Annotated in this window: 13 protein-coding genes and 3 tRNA genes; 6 read left to right on the forward strand and 10 right to left on the reverse strand. The window is 52.9% G+C overall.

Annotation, left to right across the window (positions count from 1 at the left end; all coding sequences use genetic code 11):
* Positions 1 to 369, forward strand: a 369-nt coding sequence (locus JWG43_RS05190; protein ID WP_205241764.1) for a hypothetical protein, incomplete at its 5' end; no start/stop codon positions are given.
* A 437-nt stretch (positions 370 to 806) separates the two neighbouring features.
* On the opposite strand, the gene JWG43_RS05195 is transcribed toward JWG43_RS05190, so the two are convergent.
* The 8 genes from JWG43_RS05195 to JWG43_RS05230 all read right to left on the reverse strand — a co-directional run bounded on the left by JWG43_RS05195 (position 807) and on the right by JWG43_RS05230 (position 8,383).
* Positions 807 to 883 (reverse strand) — tRNA-Asp (locus JWG43_RS05195).
* A 13-nt stretch (positions 884 to 896) separates the two neighbouring features.
* Positions 897 to 972, reverse strand: a tRNA-Val gene (locus tag JWG43_RS05200).
* 131 nt (positions 973 to 1,103) lie between these two features.
* A complete protein-coding gene (gene lon, locus JWG43_RS05205; RefSeq protein ID WP_205241765.1) occupies positions 1,104 to 3,521 on the reverse strand; it encodes an endopeptidase La in 2,418 nt (805 codons plus the stop codon).
* A gap of 8 nt (positions 3,522 to 3,529) precedes the next feature.
* Positions 3,530 to 4,771 carry an ATP-dependent Clp protease ATP-binding subunit ClpX gene (gene clpX, locus JWG43_RS05210; RefSeq protein ID WP_205241863.1) on the reverse strand — a complete coding sequence of 414 codons (1,242 nt, stop codon included), beginning with the start codon at positions 4,769 to 4,771 and terminating at the stop codon, positions 3,530 to 3,532.
* A 31-nt stretch (positions 4,772 to 4,802) separates the two neighbouring features.
* Positions 4,803 to 5,405, reverse strand: a complete 603-nt coding sequence (clpP, locus tag JWG43_RS05215; RefSeq protein WP_205241766.1) for an ATP-dependent Clp endopeptidase proteolytic subunit ClpP — start codon at positions 5,403 to 5,405, stop codon at positions 4,803 to 4,805.
* A gap of 81 nt (positions 5,406 to 5,486) precedes the next feature.
* A complete protein-coding gene (gene tig / locus JWG43_RS05220) occupies positions 5,487 to 6,815 on the reverse strand; it encodes a trigger factor (RefSeq protein ID WP_205241767.1) in 1,329 nt (442 codons plus the stop codon).
* Between the two features lie 190 nt (positions 6,816 to 7,005).
* Positions 7,006 to 7,091: transfer RNA gene (locus JWG43_RS05225), tRNA-Leu, on the reverse strand.
* 104 nt (positions 7,092 to 7,195) lie between these two features.
* Positions 7,196 to 8,383, reverse strand: coding sequence for an MFS transporter (locus tag JWG43_RS05230; protein ID WP_205241768.1), 1,188 nt, complete (start codon positions 8,381 to 8,383; stop codon positions 7,196 to 7,198).
* A gap of 299 nt (positions 8,384 to 8,682) precedes the next feature.
* On the opposite strand from JWG43_RS05230, the gene ppnN reads away from it, so the two are divergent.
* From ppnN to JWG43_RS05245, 3 genes are all read left to right on the forward strand, one after another.
* The gene (gene ppnN, locus JWG43_RS05235; RefSeq protein ID WP_205241769.1) at positions 8,683 to 10,074 is read left to right on the forward strand and encodes a nucleotide 5'-monophosphate nucleosidase PpnN; all 1,392 of its coding nucleotides are present in this window, start codon (positions 8,683 to 8,685) and stop codon (positions 10,072 to 10,074) included.
* A gap of 105 nt (positions 10,075 to 10,179) precedes the next feature.
* Positions 10,180 to 12,525, forward strand: a complete 2,346-nt coding sequence (locus JWG43_RS05240) for an SLC13 family permease (RefSeq protein ID WP_205241770.1) — start codon at positions 10,180 to 10,182, stop codon at positions 12,523 to 12,525.
* Between the two features lie 448 nt (positions 12,526 to 12,973).
* Positions 12,974 to 13,357 carry a MotA/TolQ/ExbB proton channel family protein gene (locus JWG43_RS05245; protein WP_205241771.1) on the forward strand — a complete coding sequence of 128 codons (384 nt, stop codon included), beginning with the start codon at positions 12,974 to 12,976 and terminating at the stop codon, positions 13,355 to 13,357.
* Positions 13,358 to 13,667: 310 nt separating this feature from the next.
* Here the strand turns inward: JWG43_RS05245 and JWG43_RS05250 are convergent, their stop codons facing one another.
* Positions 13,668 to 13,958, reverse strand: a complete 291-nt coding sequence (locus tag JWG43_RS05250) for a hypothetical protein (RefSeq protein ID WP_205241772.1) — start codon at positions 13,956 to 13,958, stop codon at positions 13,668 to 13,670.
* An 88-nt stretch (positions 13,959 to 14,046) separates the two neighbouring features.
* On the reverse strand, positions 14,047 to 15,840 hold the full coding sequence (locus tag JWG43_RS05255; protein ID WP_205241773.1) for an NAD-dependent malic enzyme: 1,794 nt from the start codon (positions 15,838 to 15,840) through the stop codon (positions 14,047 to 14,049).
* 766 nt (positions 15,841 to 16,606) lie between these two features.
* Between JWG43_RS05255 and JWG43_RS05260 the strand changes: the two genes are divergently transcribed.
* Positions 16,607 to 17,206 (forward strand): LemA family protein, encoded by a 600-nt coding sequence (locus JWG43_RS05260; protein WP_205241774.1) that lies wholly within the window; start codon positions 16,607 to 16,609, stop codon positions 17,204 to 17,206.
* A 12-nt stretch (positions 17,207 to 17,218) separates the two neighbouring features.
* Positions 17,219 to 19,183, forward strand: a complete 1,965-nt coding sequence (locus JWG43_RS05265; protein ID WP_205241775.1) for a M48 family metallopeptidase — start codon at positions 17,219 to 17,221, stop codon at positions 19,181 to 19,183.
* Positions 19,184 to 19,608 lie beyond the last annotated feature (425 nt).

Consider the following 19,608-nt stretch of genomic DNA (forward strand, 5'->3'; position numbering starts at 1 on the left):
CAAACTCTCCAGTTCTATTTCCCAGCCAATCACAATCAAAACATGATCGGACTTATCTACTTCTCTTCGAGTATCAACATACTCAATCGGCCCGCTCTACTACTGTTCAGTTTTCAAAGATCAAGACCGAGCCTTGGGGCATCTGCCCACGCCTCTCGGTGGAACGCTAGCTTATCTCGAAAGCGATCACTTGTCAATGCTTTTTTCCGCCGCCCTTCCGCAAATCCAGCAGGACACGGACAGGCAAATCCTGTCCCCAAGGCAACGGAGCGGCAAATTACCGGAACCGGAACGCCTTGTCAATGGGTTTTATATTTTTCCGTTTTATCAGAACCTGTCATTCAGGCCAAACCAAAAAATTCAGGTTAAAGATAAAAATCATTCATTAGCCTTCTGTTTTTACATGTTATTTTTATCATCTAAAGTAACCAGAAAGAACGTTGCCCCCACGAGAAGGGTCTTTTATTGTATTGCAAACAATGAATTTTCGCACCACCAGCAGTGTCTTTGCCTTCGGCAGCCAATGCACCCTCAAGAACAACAAAGACAATTCATCCCTGTGAGCAGTGTCCGGCCCCACGCCATCTTTATTCCCCGTAACCGTCCGATAAAGTCTACTTTAACCGAACGGTGACAGACAATAAAAATGACGCACGGACGAACGCTCACGGATCCAGAATGAGGATACTGAATCAGGTCCGTTGATAATCCTGTCGGAGCCCTTTTCGCATACAGGTGCGAAACCTGTTTTCTCGGTTTTTTTAAAAAAAAAGGGTAGCTGGATTGCTCCAACTACCCGTATACACTGGCGGGGCCGACGAGACTCGAACTCGCGACCTCCGGCGTGACAGGCCGGCATTCTAACCAACTGAACTACGACCCCAGTATATCTATTGTGGTGGGCGAAACAGGGCTTGAACCTGTGACCCTCGGCTTGTAAGGCCGATGCTCTCCCAGCTGAGCTATTCGCCCCAAGGTGAAGGATGTATTTATCAGGATAGCTGTTGTCCGTCAAGAAAAAACAGTGCTCATTCCCGGGAATATATGTTTTCTTTACGAAGTTCCTTTTCTTTATGAAGTTCCAAGTGACCGGTTATGGACCGTCACTGTGCTGTGGTATTGTGCGAAGAGACCGTGAAATCCTTGAATATTGATCCCGGTGGCACTTCCTTGAACAGGTCGTCTCCCTCTTTGACAATCAGGGCTCGCTGCAGCACCTCATCAACATCATCAACCAGTTCAATGGTCAGGCTGTTGCGGATTTTTTGGGGCACATCACGCAGGTTCCTCTCATTATCCCTTGGAATCAGCACACTGGTAATGTTTCCCCGTTTAGCCGCCAGTAATTTCTCAGTTAGACCGCCAATGGGTAACACCCTGCCCCGCAGGGTAATCTCCCCGGTCATGGCCAGTTTTCGATCCACCGGCATTTTGAGAATCGCTGATACGATGGCTGTTGCAATGGTGATGCCTGCGGAGGGACCATCCTTTGGAATGGCACCTTCCGGAACATGAACGTGAATATCAATTTTCTGATAAAAATCGGTGTCCAAACCAAGCCGCATCGCCCGGGAGCGGACATAGGACAAGGCGGCCCGGGCCGACTCCTGCATGACATCACCAAGCTTACCGGTGATCGTCAATTTACCGGTGCCGGGCATGATGGTGGCCTCGATCTGCAGCAGTTCACCACCGACCTCTGTCCAAGCCATACCGGTGGCCAGGCCGATTTCGCTATGCTCCTCGGCTGAACCAAAACGGTATTTTGCCACGCCCAGGTAGCGCTCCACTGCCTGAGGAGAAATACGAAATTTTTTCCTGGGCTCCTTGTTCTTCAACCGCTCTCGAGCCACCTTGCGGCAGATGCCGGCCAAGGCACGTTCCAGCCCGCGCACACCTGCCTCCCGAGTGTACTTTCGAATGATTTCCAGGATAGCTTTGTCGTTGATGGTGATCTCATCGGGCTTGAACCCGTTGGCTTCCAACTGTTTAGGGAGGAGAAAACCCGTGGCGATGTGTTGTTTTTCTTCTTCGGTGTACCCGTTGAGATGAATGATCTCCATTCTGTCCTGTAATGGCAAGGGAATGCCATGCAGGGTATTGGCCGTGGTGATAAAAAAAACCTCGGACAGGTCATAGTCAGCATCAAGGTAATGATCGTTGAAGGCGTAGTTCTGCTCCGGATCCAGCACCTCGAGGAGGGCAGCCGAGGGGTCACCACGAAAATCAACACTCATCTTGTCGACTTCGTCCAGGCAAAAAACCGGATTGATCACCCCGGCCTTCTGCATGGATAGGATGATTTTACCAGGCATGGCTCCGATATAGGTTCGTCTATGACCGCGAATCTCTGCCTCATCACGGACACCACCCAAGGACTGACGAATGAATTTCCGTCCCATGGCCCTGGAGATGGACTTGCAGACCGAAGTTTTCCCTACCCCGGGAGGTCCGACCAGGCAGAGGATGGGACCACGGATTTTTTTAACCTGAGCCTGGACTGCCAGGTACTCAAGGATGCGCTCCTTCGGTTTTTCCAGGCCATAATGATCCTCGTCGAGGACTTTTTCTGCTCGCTCGATATCGATCTTTGATCGTGTTTTCTTTTTCCAGGGAAGGCTGAGAATGGTGTCAATATAATTGCGGACCACCGTGGTTTCCGCGGACATGGGAGGCATTTGTCGGAGTTTCCTGAACTCCTTGAACATTTTCTCTTTCACTGCTTTGGGAAGATTTTTTTTCTCGATCGCCTGCTGCAGTTCACTCAGTTCATCGCCGCCCTCGCCGGAGCCCATTTCCTCCTGGATGACCCGCATCTTCTCGGAGAGGTAATAATTCCGTTGGGTAGCCCCCATTTTCTTTTTCACCTTGGCATGGATATCCTTTTCCATTTCAGAAAGTTCCATTTCCCGGTGAAGGATTTCAAGCACTCTGGCAATACGCTGCGGCAGAGAAACCATTTCCAGAATCGATTGCTTCTCTTCTGTTTTCAAAGCAATATGCGAGGTCATGAGGTCGACCATGCGCGACGGATCTTCCAGGGAGGTAATCGATTTCAGCACCTCGCGCGGAAGCTTTTTATTGCTCTGGCTGTATTGATCAAACATTTTGCGGAGTTCGCGGATATAGGCAGGCACCTCCACCCGTTCGAGGTCGACATCCGGGGCTTCAACCAACCTGACCGAGTAATATGATTCCTCACCACTCCTGCCTTCAAAGGAGCCGACAATGATGGCCCGTCGCTTGCCCTCCACTAGAGCTTTGATGGTCCCGTCCGGCAGGCGTAACAGCTGCATAACCGAGGCCAGGGTGCCAAGAGAATAGAGGTCCTCCTGGCTGGGGTCATCAACTCTGGCATCCTTCTGAGTGACAAGAAAAACCAGAGAACGGTTTTCCATGGCTGCTTCCAGAGCTTTGATCGATTTTTCCCGCCCAACAACCAGAGGCGCCACCATTCCAGGGAAAAGAACGATATCCCGCAGTGGCATCAAGGGATAGATTTCCGTATTCAACTCACTCATACATTCTTTCAGGCGCTTTTTTTGGATTCAGCATTATCATACAGAATGACAGGATATTCTCCATGGGTAATGACCTGTTCGTTGATCACGCATTCAGTGGCATGCTCATCAGAAGGTATTTCGTACATGACATCCAGCATGCACTCTTCCAGGACCGAACGGAGACCGCGGGCTCCTGATTTGCGGGCCATGGCCTTCTGGGCAATGGCTTTATACGCGCCTTCGGTAAACCGCAGGGTGATCCCTTCGTATTCAAACAGCTTCTGATACTGCTTACTCAAGGCATTTTTCGGTTCTTTGAGGATACGAATCAGATCTTCTTCCACCAACTCTTCCATGGTGGCAATCACCGGTAAACGGCCAACCAGTTCCGGGATAAGGCCGAATTTCAGCAGATCCTCAGGCTGAATGTTGGCAAGAATTTCACCGATGGTTCGTTTGGTCTGACTGACCACTTTGGCGCCAAATCCCATAGCCTGGGTCCCGGTTCGCCTTTTGATCACCCCGTCCAGACCGACAAAGGCGCCACCGACAATAAAAAGAATATTGGTGGTGTCAATGCGCACCAATTCCTGCTGCGGATGCTTCCGCCCTCCTTTGGGAGGAACTGAAGCTGTTGTACCCTCGATGATTTTCAGCAATGCCTGCTGCACCCCTTCCCCGGAAACATCCCGAGTCAGGGAAGCGGAATCGGACTTGCGGGCTATTTTGTCGATTTCATCAATGTAAATAATACCGCGCTCAGCCTGCTCGATATCATAGTCCGCGGCCTGAAGCAGACTGACAAGGATATTTTCAACATCCTCACCGACATATCCGGCCTCGGTCAGTGTCGTGGCATCGGCGATGGTGAACGGCACCTTGAGCAGCCTCGCCAAAGTCTGGGCCACAAGAGTTTTGCCGCTACCTGTCGGGCCAATGAGGATAATATTTGATTTCTGCAGTTCAACATCATCAATGGTGCTGGTTCTGGGAGCGTTGATGCGTTTGTAATGATTATGCACAGCCACTGAAAGAATCCGTTTGGCATGATCCTGCCCGATCACGTACTCGTCAAGATATGCTTTTATTTCCTTTGGCTTGAGAACCTGACTGGTGGTCTCTGCTCCGATGCCATCATCCTGTGAAGAATCCAGAACGATTTCATTGCACAACTCGATACACTCGTCGCAAATGTACACGTTGGGCCCGGCAATCAGCTTACCGACCTCCTCCTGATTCTTACCGCAGAAGGAACACGAGCAGGTCATGGAGCGCTCATCATGAAAATCATTATTCACCTTACTTCTCCTCGCCCAGTTCCTCTCGGCTGGTCAAGACTTTATCTATTATGCCATACTGGCTGGCCTCAGCAGCAGTCATGAATTTATCACGATCGGTGTCGGCCTGTATTTTTTTCAGTGATCTGCCGGTATGTTTTGCAAGGATGGTATTGAGATCATGCCGCATCCGGAGAATTTCCTTGGTGTGAATTTCAATATCTGTTGCCTGGCCCTGGTATCCCCCCATGGGTTGATGAATCATGATCCTTGAATTGGGCAGGGCAAAACGTTTACCCGCCGCCCCACTGGCAAGCAGAAAGGCCCCCATGGAAGCGGCCTGCCCCATGCACAGTGTGGCCACATCGCAACGGATGTACTGCATGGTATCATAGATGGCCATTCCGGCGGTAACGGAACCACCCGGAGAGTTGATGTAAAACGTGATATCCTTGTCCGGGTCATCTGCTTCAAGAAACAGCAACTGGGCGATAACGACGCTAGCCACATCGTCATTGACCTGGCTGCCCAGGAATATAATTCGCTCTTTGAGCAACCGGGAATAAATATCAAAGGCCCGTTCGCCGCGTGGGCTCTGTTCAACTACCATGGGAACTAAATTCATCTGTCTCTCTCCGAAATAAACTTTTCCGCGACGACCCGGCCACCAAACCGCCATGGAGGGTGCTACTGCCCTCGACGCTTGTCAAGCTTCAGTTTTCTCGACTGTCGATTCCTTGGAATCTGTATCCACCTGAATAATGTTGGCCTGCTGACGCAAAAAGTCGAGAATTTTTTCATTATGCAGTTCATTCATGAAGGGGAGAATCTCTTCACGGCGCTTGAAGTACTTTTTTACCTCATCCAAGCTCATATTGTACTGGTTGGCAATACGCTGATACCCTCGCTGGATATCCTCATCGGCAATTTTGATTTCCTCTACTTCGGCGATTTTTTTCAGCAGAAAGTCCCCTTTGACGCGCTTAACGGCCACTTCCCTGTTTTTTTCCACCAGATCCTTCAAATCGATTCCCGCTGATTCAAAAGACAGGCCATTTCTCTTGAGATTCTCTTCCGCCTGCTTGAGCATTTCCTGAATTTCAAAATTGACCAGCCTTTGCGGCACCTCAAAGGGATTGAGTTCGATGAGTTTTTCCATGATCTTGTCATGCACATCCCCCAGTTGAGCTTCTTCTTTCCCTTTCTGCAGATGGGTGCGAATGTCTTTTTTCAAATCCTCCAGGCTGGTGAAATCAGGGTTGATATCCTTGGCCAGTTCATCGTCTATCTCAGCCATGATCCGCATCTTGACGTCCTTGATGTCGACCTTGAACTCCACCTTTTTTCCAGCGAGAACGGGGTTGGGGTAATCACCGGGAAAATCGATTTCGTAGAGAGTCTTGTCCCCTTTTTTCAGGCCGAGCAGCTTTTCTTCGAATTCTTTGCCAAGGCGATGCATGCCGATATCGACGTTGTAATTCTCGCTGCGGACTTCCTTCATGGCCTTGCCTTCATGAAACCCCTGAAAATCGACGGTGACCATGTCATCCATAGCGATAGCATGATCTTCATCCACGCTCTTCAGGGCAGCCTGATGGCGCTGCAGCATTCGTATCTCCTTATCGACCTCTTCGTCGGTTACCTTGGCAACCGGCCTTTCGACGTCGAGTCCCTTGTACTCCTTCAACTCAATGTCCGGTTTGACATCAATCATGGCCACATAGACAAAAGTGCCGTCCTCGGTGAAAGAGTGTTCGGTGATCTCAGGATGCACCACCGGCTCGATACCCTCTTTTTCAACGGCATCGAAATACGTGTCCTGCACCAGTTTTTCACCGACTTCAGCTTCCACCTGACTCTTGAAATTTTTTTCCAGAACGGTCTGGGGAATTTTGCCCCGGCGAAAGCCCTTAAGTTTGACCTCCTTATTGATCTTGCGGTAGGCCTTGTCAAGAGCCGGCTTAACGGTTTCCCTGGGAAGCGTGATGGTCAGTTTTCTTGTCAGGTCAGAGAGATTTTCGACGACGATTTCCATGGACAGCGATTCCTCTAGTTCGGTTTTCTGCGGCTGTGACTCCGGCAGCTTTGTTTTTCAACCTGCTTGCCACCATACATCTCTACAGGACTGCAGGCTGGGGATGATTTCCTTGACGGTTTTGATGGGTGTACAGTTTTATCCAGGTGCACGTAAACTGTGGTCCTGCCAGACCGGTGGAACCGGCTACTGGTGCGAGAGGGGGGAGTCGAACCCCCATGAGCCGGGCCCGCTGGATCCTAAGTCCAGTGCGTCTACCAATTTCGCCACTCTCGCATCAACCTTCAAGTAATAACCAGAATAATCTGCTCCGTCAAGTAATCCATAAAGAGAAAAAGTTGTATTATCAACAAATTTAAGCCATTACCTGGACACACCCTTCATGATGCAGAACCGACTGTTTCGCCCGAATGCTCACCGGTCCGGATCATGACTGCGGCAATTAATGACAAAACCAAGACCGCAACAGCGGTGATCCGGAATGCCTGGGGCATACCCCACGAATCCATGCTGACCCCCGCGAGAATGGCTCCGGTGAAGACTCCGGCGCTCATGGCCAGGTTAAAGACCCCCATCATGGTACCATGACCGAAATGGGTTCGCCCCTCCTCGGCAGCATACGCTCCCAGCACCGGCCAGAGTATCGCTTCGCCGAAACCGAGAAAAAGGTACAGTCCCATAATCGCCATGAAAGTCGAAGCCATGGGGATAGAGAAAATTGCGATGCTCATACAGATGCAGCCAAGAAGTAACAACACCACCTTGTCATGCTTGTCCGCCAGTCGACCAAAAGGTATTTGCAGCACGGCATTCATCATGGTTCGACCGGCGATGACCAGGCCGACCTGGAGTCCGCTGCTGTCGGGCCACGGCGCCATCATCACCGGCAGAAAAGCCATGGTCGGCACCATCATCAGTACGGTGGAAAACCGGGCGAGAAGAATACCCATAGTCCGCCGACGCGCCATCATCCGCCGCATACTGACCTGCAACCCGACCGCCATGTGCCCGTCTCCGGGGCAGCTGGCAGGCATATTGACCACCACCAGAACACAAGCGATGAAACAAAGGGTCGCCATCATATAAAAGACCGAAGCCAGGCCCCATAGATCAGCAAAGATCCCTCCAAGCACGGGTCCGAAGCCGATACCGCAGAAGATGGCAATGTTGATGACGCTCATGTAGCGTCCTTCCTGACCTACAGGGGACAAAGCACTCGCATACGCCATAGCCACAGGGATGATCATGGCGGAGCCGATACCCTGAAAAAGACGAATCAAAATGAGATGGAAGACACTGGTGGCATACGGAATGAGCAATCCGACCAGACCGTAAATAAAAAATCCAACTACCAGGAATCCTTTGCGCCCCCATCGATCAGACAGCGATCCGACCCCCGGCTGGACCAGACCACGACTCACCGAAAAGGCCGCGGTAATCAACCCCAGAGTGAATCCGGTTGCCCCAAGATTGACGGCCAGCAGCGGCAGCACCGGAATAACGATCCCCACCCCGAGAAGAGCAATAAAAACCGATAAAACAACGGTGATAAGGATGCGGTTCATCATGAGATCAAACGGGTCGGTGCAGGTATGAACAGTACTGCCGGAAGATTGAAAAGAGAAAAACACACCAACTAAACCGGTGCGTATGGACAGAATGCTCGTAACGAGGAAATTCTCCTGCCCGATGTGTGTCCTTTTACCACTTGGGGCAGGGAAAACAAACCGCTCTTTACATCATGTTGCCTTAATGTTTAATGCGCTCGAGAAGATGACTGTCCCTTGATCAACCGGGGAAAAGACCGTATATTCGGCGACTGGTCTGTGCAACACATTTCTCCTCAATATGCAAAGGATACAAGAACATGCAGCACAATGTACTCGATGCTCGTATCAGCCCCTACGGCAGCCTAGACGTCCTTTCCCGGCTGGAAGTAGGCAAGCTTCTCAGCGCCAGTCAGGGGAATCTGTACCCTCTATTCCGCAGTTGTTCACTGGCTGTCCTCAACTACGGCGATTACCTTGATGACGGCAGAGAGTTGCTGGAACGCTACAAAACTTTCGACATCCGGGTGATCCAGGAAGAACGCGGCATCAAACTCGATCTGCGCAATGCGCCGGCCAGCGTCTTTGTGGACGGCCAGATGATCAGAGGCATCAACGAACACCTTTTTTCCGTTCTTCGTGATGTAGTCTATACCGACGATGCCATTAACAACAATCCGCGATTTGATTTGAATACCTCCGATGGCATCACTAATGCTGTCTTTCATATCCTGCGCAATGCCGGCATCATGCGGCCTCTGACCAACCCTCGCATGGTGGTCTGCTGGGGAGGGCATTCCATTCCCCCCGACGAATACGATTACAGCAAGGATGTCGGGCATCAACTGGGCCTGCGCAACCTGGATATCTGCACCGGTTGCGGCCCGGGTGCCATGAAAGGCCCAATGAAGGGAGCAGCCATCGGCCATGCCAAGCAGCGTATCAAGGGCCAGTATCTCGGCATCAGCGAACCAGGCATCATTGCCTCCGAATCACCCAACCCCATTGTCAATGATCTGGTTATCATGCCGGATATTGAAAAGCGACTGGAGGCTTTTGTCCGCACCGGCCATGCCATCGTAGTGTTTCCCGGAGGTGTCGGCACGGCAGAAGAGATCCTCTATATTCTCGGCATCCTCATGGACCCTGAAAATTCACGGATCCCCTTCCCCCTCATTTTCACCGGCCCGGCGAGCGCCGCCGGATATTTTGAGATGATTGATCAATTCATTACCGACACACTGGGCCTTGTGGCCCGGCAGTTTTACCGGGTTGTCATAGACGATGCAGAGACAGTGGGGCGTCTGGTCCAGGAAGGAGTCGAAGAGGTGCGCTTGTTCCGAAAAAAAACGGATGATGCCTATTATTTCAACTGGCAGCTGAAAATCCATTCGCTCTTCCAGCAACCTTTTATTCCGACCCATGAGAGTATGCGCAGTCTAGATCTGCACAAAGGCAATGCTCCCCATTTACTGGCAGCCCATCTCCGCCGAGCCTTTTCCGGCATTGTTGCCGGTAACGTCAAAGAGTCGGGTATCCTCGCCATAGAGGAAAAAGGACTCTTCGAGCTTCACGGCGACGTCAGCGTCCTCAAGCCGCTGGACACCCTGCTCACCGCCTTCGTGGAACAGCAACGGATGAAACTGCCGACCGCAACGACCTATACCCCGTGTTACAAGCTTCTCAGCCAGGAGAACACCCAGAATTCATGACCCCCCTTTTCGATCCAACAACCGCAGGGAGATGGTCATTACAGCCATATGGCTCCTGTCGGGACATAAGGCCCCCCACCTTTTTCTTCCGCTCATGAGCCGGTCATGCTTTCCTTGATCATACTCACCGTCATCGTTGTTGTCGCTCTGATCCTGTTCATTGGTGGTTGGCTTTCTGTCGACCTGGTCGGCCTGCTCGTCCTCTCATCTCTCGCCCTCACCGGCCTGATAAGCGGCACACAGGCCCTGGCCGGATTCAGCAGTCCGGCCGTGGTCACGGTCTGGGCCATGTTCATCCTTTCCGCGGGATTGACCCGCACCGGAGTTGCCCAGCAACTTGGACAACCGCTCCAGCGTTTTACCAAAGGCAGTGAGGCTGTGCTTGTCATCGCCCTGATGGTGGCCGCGAGCCTGTTGTCGGCGCTCATAAACACAATCACGGTCGCCGCTATTCTCCTGCCGACGGCGATGGAACTGGCGCGCCGCAGTGGCCGTCCCCCCGGACGCCTGCTGATGCCTCTTTCTCTGGGATGTCTTCTCGGCGGTCCCTTCACTGGAATTTCAACCCCACCGAACATCCTGGTGACCGATGCCCTGCGCACTGCCGGGCTCAGCCCCTTTGCCATCTTCGATTTTACCCCCATCACCGCCGCCATCGTTGTCTCAGGCATTGCCTTCACAGTCCTTATCGGTCTTCATCTCCTTCCCAAGCGATCCGCGCAGACAGCCGTTGACAGGCACGCTTCCATCGAAGATTCCTACCAATTGAGTACCCATCTCTTCACCACCCAGATTCGCCCTGACTCCCTGCTCGCTGGGCGGACCATTGCCGAAAGCCGACTGGGCTCAGCCCTCTCTCTCACCGTTGTGGCTCTGCAGCGCAAAGGTGCTCTGATCCTCGCCCCCCGGCCCAATGAAATTCTTCAGGTGCATGATAACCTTGTTGTCCATGGCCCAAGTGAACTCCTGGCCCACTTTAACGGCAGCCATCATCTCCGCATCGAACCCGCGGACATAATCGATACAGATATTCTCCGCCGGCTGGTGATGGCCGAAGGACGTATCGGCGAAGGTTCACCGCTTGAGGGAAAGACGTTGGCTGAAAGCGGTCTGCGCAACACCCATCGTGTCCATGTCCCGGCACTGCCGCCTGCGCCTGAATGCCACGCCATGGCCACTCATCTGTGCCGTCGATTCGTCCAGGGCGACAGGTTGCTGCTGCAGGGAGAACGGGAAGATCTGGAGGAAGTCGCGCGCCAGGGCCTGGTCACGGACCTCGAGTTTCTTGACCCCGACCAATCGTACACAGGTACAGAGACCAAGGTCTCCCTGCTGCCGGTGCAAGTTCCTCCTGGGTCGGTTCTTGCAGGCCTTAATCTGATTGAAAGCCGGCTTGGCAATGCCTTCGGATTGACAGTCGTGGCCATCGTGCGCGACCAGGAGACACTGTTCATGCCCTCACCTCAGGAACAGATCAACGCGGGCGATCTGCTCATATTGCAGGGCAGTAAACACGATCTTGATGTTCTCGAGGAATTGCAAAATCTTCAAATCAAGGAGCAATCCCTGAGCCTCGCAGCCGAACTGGAATCCCAGCAGATCGGAGTGACCGAGGTCCTCCTCTCACCGCGGACAACCCTGGCGGGACGAACCCTGGCAGACCTCCTCTTTCGCGAACATTACGGGCTCAATGTGCTCGCCATCTGGAGAAAAGGGACCGCCCATCGCATCGGTCTACAGGATATGCCTTTGCAGTTCGGTGATGCCCTGCTCGTCTATGGGCAGCGCCAGAAACTGGAAGCCGTGGACCGTGATCCCAATTTTCTGGTTCTCGACCAGGCAGCCGCCAGCACGCCACGCCTTGAGAAAGCTCCCATTGCCATTGCGATAATGGTGGCCGTCCTGCTCAGCGCGATTCTTGGCTATGTACCCATCGCCATTGCCGGGCTGACCGGAGCGGCTCTGATGGTATTGTTCGGGTGTCTGAGTATGGATGAAGCGTATCGGGCCATCGAGTGGAAGGTGGTCTTCCTCATTGCCAGCATGCTTCCCCTTGGGGTGGCGGTGGAAAATACAGGGGCAGCGCAAATGGGAGCTGAGGCACTTCTTGCAGTGGTAGGCGACCTGGGGCCCCGCTGGGTAGTCGCCGCCCTTTTTCTCGTCACGGTGATCGGTACCCAGGTCATCCCCACCGCAGCCTTGGTGGTGCTGATGGCCCCGGTGGCACTCAGTTCTTCCGAGGCCCTGGGCATCTCCCCCCATTTGTTGATGATGACCGTGGCCATGGCAGCCTCGGCAAGCTTTGCCAGCCCCCTGTCCCATCCTGCGCACCTCCTGGTCATGGGTCCCGGCGGATACCGCTTTATTGATTATGTCAAAGTCGGGGTCCCCTTGACCATTGTGGTGATGGCGGTCTCGGTATGGCTTCTGCCGATTCTCTGGCCGGCATGAGCACATGAGCACCCCATACCCGGCATCAGCCTAGACGACAAAGGATCGTTTCATGACGCCCCCAACCGTCGACAATCAGGATTCTGAATCCATGACGGCCGGAATTGGTTTAGGATATATCATATTGTAATCACTATACAATTTCAGCAGAATCCTTGATAATACCCTACACTGGCCGCCCTTGGGAAACATCCGTCCGCACGCCATCTTCATTGACCGTAACCGTTTGATAAAGTGTCCTTTAATCGAACGGTCAGTGCGGCCGATAAAGCTGACGCACGGAAGAACGCTCAACGGATCCAGGAGGATGTTATGAAGGAATTCAATGTGCACCAATATCTTGCCTCTCGGTGCAAATGTATCACTGATGAAGAGTACAGGTTGCAAGCCATGCAACCATTTATCTGAAATCTGAAAACAGGTATCTGTAACAACAAGGAGGATTCAAATGCTTCGAGACCTGGCCCTGGCCGCAAAAGCCGCTTGCAGCAAGGAAGATCAGGAAAGCCTGGTCCCTTTGGTACAGCAGTTGCGTACCCTGGGTGAAATCGCCTTTAAACGTGGCCTGCTGGCCCTGGAGGGTGAACTTGCCAAGATCACTGACCCATTTCTTAAACTGGGCCTCCAACTCATCGTCGACCAGACCGAGCCGGAGAATGTTCAGGATATTCTTGACGCAGACATTTATTATAATGAGTCCAACGGTAGGGAACTGCTGAAGAAGATCATCATCCGCGAAGGACTGCTGCGGATTCAGGCCGGAGACAACGCCCGCAATATCCTCATCTGTACGAAAATTTTTCTGGGTAAGGTCGATCCGGATCAATGGTAATCGGTTTACCTTCCAGGGTATGTACAACCTGAATCCGTGACGGCTGAACGCTTGTTTTAGATATATCTTGCTGTAATCATGTTTTAATTGTAACGAAATCCTAGGTAATGAGTTTCATCAGCCGCCCTTCGGGGCATCCGTCCGCACGCCATCTTCATTGCCCGTAACCGTCCGATAAAGTGTACTTTAATCGAACGGCCACGAACAACGAAGCTGACGCACGGACGAACGCTCACGGATTCAGGCACAAGAAAAGAAAAGTTCACCTGTTTAACCGAGAATACACCGCAACGACATGAAATATGTTTTTTTAACGAAAACGAAGGGGTTTTTGCTCCCGCTCTTCCTCTGGCCCGGTATCTTCACGGACAGATGGACCTGATCTACCCTCGATTGCGGGCTGCTGCCGAGATTCACCCAGCGACGCGCTGCTCAGCAGATCAAGAACTTTATTCATTTTCCTGTTCAGTTGGGCTACATGGGAGAGTATCCGAAAAACGAGGAACGGCAGCAGAATTGCCGTAACCCCCACGGTGACCGTGGCAACTATGCCGACAAGTAACAAAATCAACCCTAATCCACCTGCCAATACCTGTTCCATAACTGCCAATTCCTCCTATGTCATTGAATTCTCACTTGGAGAACGTTGCAAGTGCCTTTCTCCTGGCATGCCATACCATAGGATGGCGCTAAATATATTTCTGATACTGGGGCTCAAACGTCAGGTCACGAATGAAGGCTTGCAGATCATCCGGCCGTGGTCTGCTTGCCAATCCTCTGGCATAAGCCACCTCGGCCACTGCCACCGCCACTTTCAGTGAAACCTCACGGATTCTGGTCAGAGGTGGAAAAATCCGCCCCTGAGCGAGATCCGTCTCCAGGACTTCACCAGCTACTATCCGGGCAGCCACCAGAAACATTTCATCCGTGACCCGCATCGCGCCACTGGCCATCACCCCCATACCAACCCCTGGAAAAATATACACATTGTTGCCCTGAGACGGAATCAGGGTCCGATTATGGGTGGTCACCGGATCAAATGGACTGCCACTGGCAAAAACAGCCCGTCCCTCGGTCCAGGTATAGGCCTCCTCGGCCGAACATTCGGAGTTCGATGTCGGGTTGGACAGAGAAAACACAATGGGGCGCTCATTGATTCTGGCCATGGTTTCGAGAATTTCCGCAGTGAACCGGCCTGCCTGCCCGGAAACTCCGATGATCGCCTGCGGCTGCAGGATTTCAACCGCAGCATGGAAATCAAGGACCGGGGGATGTTCGTGCGCAAACAATGCTTTATGTTCATTCAGGTCAGTACGTTCCTTGACAATCAACCCCTTGGAATCAACAAACCAGCAGCAGCTCCGCGCTTCTTCGCTGGTGAGTCCCTCCTCCATCAAGGCACTCACCATCAGTTCTCCGGTGCCAAGCCCGGCCTCGCCAGCGCCAAGGAAGAGAAAGCGCTGCTCTTTGAGATGACCACCGGTGATCCGCAAGGCAGAAAAAATTCCGGCCACGGTGACAGCTGCGGTCCCCTGAATATCGTCATTAAAACAGCAGACTAAATTACGGTATTTTTGCAACAGGCGAAAAGCGTTACGGTTGCCGAAATCCTCGAATTGAATCAAGGCCGCGGGGAAAACCTGCTGCACGGCGAAGATAAATTCCTCTATCATTTCATCATACACCTCGCCGCGCAAACGCGGGTGCTGCAACCCGGTGTAGAGCGGGTCATTGAGCAACCGGGTGTTGTTCGTGCCCATATCCAGGGTTACCGGCAGGCTTAACGAAGGATGGATCCCGGCGCAAGCTGAATAAAGGGCCAGTTTGCCTTTAGGAATACCCATACCATCGGCGCCAAGATCGCCAAGGCCAAGGATACGCTCTCCGTCGGTTACGACAATGATGCGGATGTCATTGAATGGCCAGTTGCCCAGCAGTTCGGCCACTCGCCCCTTGTCCCGGGCGGTAATATAGATACCTCTGGGCCGTCGGAAGATATGACCGAATTCAAGGCAGGCCTGGCCAACAGTTGGCGTATAGACAATGGGCATCAGCTCTTCAATGTTATCAAGCAACAACCGATAAAAAAGGATTTTGTTGCGGTCCTGCAAGGCGATGAGAGAAACATAGCGCTCGATATCGCTGGATTTTTTCCGCAGGACCTCCAGTACCCGCTGCATCTGCTCCTCAATGGTGTGTACTCGAGGCGGCAACAGACCTGTCAAACCGAGCATTTCCCGCTCCTCCAGAGTAAAGGCTGATCCCTTGTTCAGGGTTGGATCACGGAGCAGAGCCATGCCGGTGGGCAATCCTTCCAGCTGTTTCCGAATTCGTAGACGAGCAGCGGTATCACCACCAGTGCATTTTTTCAGCATGGACTGCAGATTGATATGATTGAGAAAACCGGACAGCGTATCGCCGTCGACCAGATCTTTTTCAAACTGAACGGTTATCTCGTTTTTTTCATGGATTATTTTATACATGTATTATTCCTTTTCCTGGAGAGGACCACGGCCATGCCAACTTTACCAGTTACTGAATCCGTGACGGCTGGACTCTTGTTTTGGACATATATTGCTGTAATCATTTTATAATTGCAGCGAAATCCTTGGGAATAACTTTCACCCGCCGTCCTTCGGGGCATCCGTCCGCACGCCATCTTCATTGCCCGTAACCGTCCGATGAAGTGTACTATAATCGAACGGTCACGAACAACGAAGCTGACGCGTGGACGAACGCTCACGGATACAGGCAGTCGGAATCAGCACAAACCTGATCTGCCGATGTTACAAGAGAACAAATGCGTACAGCATTACAAGCCGTTGTTTACCCTGTCAAGGCTATCCGGTCGTAATAACCTTATCCTGAATCCGTGACGGCCGGGATCTTGTTCTGACTTAATTTGATTGTAGTTAACTTATAATTCTGGCTTCTTTTTTTGGAAGTAAACCGTCACTGAAATAACCGTGAAAGGACTGAAAAATGCACAAGAAAGCAAAATTTTGTTGAATCCAAAAGGTGGATGCATGATTCCTCTGGTAATGGTCGGCAACATCATGATAACATAATTAGTATCGGGCAGATACATACATCCCGCAAAGGGACGAATCATCGAGGCATCCGGGAGATTTTACGTTAAGCAATAAATGCGACTCCCTCCTTCCGCCGTGCAAGAGGCTTTCCAGCTTCTACGGGCGGCGAGACGTTTCATTACAATGCGGCACAATAAACAGCGAATGGAGAACTCTAATGAGCGTAGCAACCATAGTGGTTTTGGTACTATTCGGCGGCATAGTCCTGTTTATGATCATGATGTTCAACCGCCTGGTGGCGTTGCGGAACCGGCTCAAGAATGCTTTCGCGCAGATCGAGGTTCAGTTGAAGCGACGTTACGATCTGATTCCCAACCTGGTCGAAACCGCGAAAGCCTACCTGCAGCACGAACGGGAAACCCTGGAGGCGGTGGTCAATGCCCGCAACACAGCGACCCGTGGCTTGAGCCAGGCTCATGACCGTCCCGGTGATCCACAAGCCATGGCGGTTTTGGGTCAGGCAGAGCATGGTCTGGCCAGCGCCCTGAGCCGTTTTAATCTGGTGGTGGAAGCCTATCCCGAACTGAAGGCCAATCAAAACATGATGCAAGTCAGTGAAGAGTTGACCAGCACCGAAAACAAGGTGGCCTTCGCCCGCCAAGCCTTCAACGATGCCGTCATGACCTACAACACATACAAGCAGTCGTTTCCCCAGGTCGTGGTGGCCGGGATGTTCGGCCACGGCCCGGATGCGGCCCTCCTGGAATTCGCCGATAGCGAACAGATTCAAGCCGCCCCTAAAGTGTCGTTTCAGTAAACGGGGCCGACGATGAATTTTTTCGAGGAGCAGGAGCGGGCCCGGCGCCGGACCGTTGAACTGGTGCTACTTTTCGTCCTGGCCGTGACTGGGATGATTCTGCTGGTCAACCTGCTGGTCCTGGTGACCATAGTCGGTTTCGAAGCCGGTATGGTCGATTTCAACCCGACAACCCTGGCCCGCTATTTCCGCTGGGATATTGCCGCCCTTGTCAGCGTGGCGGTACTGGTGCTGATTACGCTTGGCAGTCTGCACAAAACTCTGGCCTTAGGCGGAGATGGCGGCCGGGTCGCCGAATTGCTCGGTGGCCGCCTGGTCGGTGCGAATACCAAGAATGAAGCCGAGCGCCGTTTACTCAATGTTGTTGAAGAAATGGCCATAGCCGCCGGGATACCGGTGCCCAGAGTGTACCTGCTGGATGAACCAGGGATTAACGCCTTTGCCGCCGGAACCAGTCCCGCCGACGCGGTGATCGGGGTAACCCGCGGGGCGTTGATGATGCTGAATCGAGACGAATTGCAGGGAGTGGTGGCCCACGAGTTCAGTCATATTTTCAACGGCGACATGCGGCTCAATCTTCGCTTGGTCGGAGTGCTGCATGGCATTCTGCTGCTGGGAATGGTGGGCTATCACCTGCTGCGACTCACCACTATCCGCGGCTCCCGACGCTCTGGCGGTGGCCGGCAGACTGCAGCCCTGGCAGCCCTGGGTGTCGGGCTACTAGCCGTCGGCAGCGTCGGATATTGCTGCGGACAACTGATCAAGGCCATGGTCAGCCGGCAGCGCGAATACCTGGCCGATGCTTCGGCGGTTCAATTCACCCGCCAACAGAAAGGGATCGGCGGCGCCCTGAAAAAGATCGGTGGTGCAGCTGCCGGTTCCCGGCTGGAAACTCCAGCCGCCAGCGAATACAGCCATGCGTATTTGGCCGCCGGGGTCACCGGTTTCTTGCAGGGGCTTTTCGCCACCCACCCACCCCTGCCGGAGCGGATCAGGAAGATCGACCCCGGCTGGGATGGACAATTCATCACCCCGGGAGAGAAGAAGCCGCTAGCCGGAGATAAACTGAGGCAAGAAGAAGATAAACGCCGAATCAGTCCCCAGTCGATTGAGGCAGCCGGGGTGCTGATGACAGCCGGAGTACTGAACGCCGGCCGCATCCTGGAAAGAATCGGGACAGTGGACGAACAGGGAGTGGAGGCGGCCCGTGTCATGCTGGGATGCATTCCCGGTCCTCTGCGCACGGCCGCGTCAGAACCCTTCGGGGTCCGGGCTGTGATTTACGGTCTCCTCCTCGACCATCGTCCGGAAATCCGGGCTGAACAGTGGCGCCTGCTCACGGAACTGGCTGATCCGACAGTGGTCGCTGAAGGCCGTAGCCTGGAAGCAGATTTGTCAGACCTGCCTGAGGAAGCTCGCCTCCCTTTGCTGGAGTTGGCCCTGCCGACTCTACGCAATTTGTCCCTCGAACAGTATCAGCGTTTCCGCCGGGTGGTGGAAGCCCTGATCGAAGCGGATCAGCAAGTGAGTCTGCGGGAATGGATCGTGCGTCGCCTGGTGGTACATCAACTCGACCTGGATTTCAGCCTGCGCAAGCCACCCCGGCCTCGTTACCGCGAACCGGCCTCGATTCGAGAAGAACTGGCGCTGTTGCTCTCCCTGATCGCCCACGCCGAACATCCCGATGATCCGGAAAAAGCCATCCGGGCCTTCGTCGCCGGCGAAGATGCATTCGGCGAAACCGGCCTGAGGCTGCTTCCTCGTACATCCCTGAATACCGTAGCGCTGGATGCCGCCATGGATACCTTAGAGATGGCTGTTCCACTGCTCAAACAACGTCTGCTGCAGGCCTTTACCGCCTGCCTGATGTTTGACGGCCGGAGCAAAATGGTCAGCTGGGAATTGTTGCGCACCATTGCAGCCTGCTTGGACGTCCCCGTCCCCCTGCACCACGCAGCCAAAGAAATTCCAGCCTAGATACACCGCGGCACTGTAAACTAATACCTGAATCCGTGACGGCTGGACTCTTGCTTTGGGCATATCTCTCTGTAATCATTATATAATTACAGCAAAATTTTTGGCAATAACTTTCACCCGCCGCCCTTCGGGGCATCCGTCCGCACGCCATCTTCATTGCCCGTAACCGTTCGATAAAGTGTACTTTAATCGAACGGCCACGAACAACAAAGCTGACGCACGGACAAACGCTCACGGATCCAGGGTGGAGTTTTGTCTCCTTGTGGCTTCACGCCTCCTTTTTCAGAACGTACAACATAATATAAATACCGGCAAAACCGCTCTTCTCTTTTGACAAAAGAGCGGTTTTAGAAGTAAATAAACAGTATTGTTTGACGTTTCATACCAGATACGTTCTGCAACCAGGCATCACATCTTTCTGAACA

The sequence above is a fragment of the Desulfobulbus alkaliphilus genome (genome assembly GCF_016918545.1).
Lineage (GTDB): Bacteria > Desulfobacterota > Desulfobulbia > Desulfobulbales > Desulfobulbaceae > Desulfobulbus > Desulfobulbus alkaliphilus.

Bases quoted from the DNA above. Each gene is read 5' to 3' on its own strand.
- tig (WP_205241767.1), bottom strand. From the start codon at position 6,815: ATGGAAATCGTCGTCGAAAATCTCTCTGACCTGACAAGAAAACTGACC.
- JWG43_RS05245 (WP_205241771.1), top strand. From the start codon at position 12,974: ATGCTTCGAGACCTGGCCCTGGCCGCAAAAGCCGCTTGCAGCAAGGAA.
- JWG43_RS05240 (WP_205241770.1), top strand. From the start codon at position 10,180: ATGCTTTCCTTGATCATACTCACCGTCATCGTTGTTGTCGCTCTGATC.
- JWG43_RS05250 (WP_205241772.1), bottom strand. From the start codon at position 13,958: ATGGAACAGGTATTGGCAGGTGGATTAGGGTTGATTTTGTTACTTGTC.
- JWG43_RS05265 (WP_205241775.1), top strand. From the start codon at position 17,219: ATGAATTTTTTCGAGGAGCAGGAGCGGGCCCGGCGCCGGACCGTTGAA.
- JWG43_RS05230 (WP_205241768.1), bottom strand. From the start codon at position 8,383: ATGATGAACCGCATCCTTATCACCGTTGTTTTATCGGTTTTTATTGCT.
- lon (WP_205241765.1), bottom strand. From the start codon at position 3,521: ATGAGTGAGTTGAATACGGAAATCTATCCCTTGATGCCACTGCGGGAT.
- clpX (WP_205241863.1), bottom strand. From the start codon at position 4,771: ATGACCTGCTCGTGTTCCTTCTGCGGTAAGAATCAGGAGGAGGTCGGT.
- ppnN (WP_205241769.1), top strand. From the start codon at position 8,683: ATGCAGCACAATGTACTCGATGCTCGTATCAGCCCCTACGGCAGCCTA.
- JWG43_RS05260 (WP_205241774.1), top strand. From the start codon at position 16,607: ATGAGCGTAGCAACCATAGTGGTTTTGGTACTATTCGGCGGCATAGTC.
- clpP (WP_205241766.1), bottom strand. From the start codon at position 5,405: ATGAATTTAGTTCCCATGGTAGTTGAACAGAGCCCACGCGGCGAACGG.
- JWG43_RS05255 (WP_205241773.1), bottom strand. From the start codon at position 15,840: ATGTATAAAATAATCCATGAAAAAAACGAGATAACCGTTCAGTTTGAA.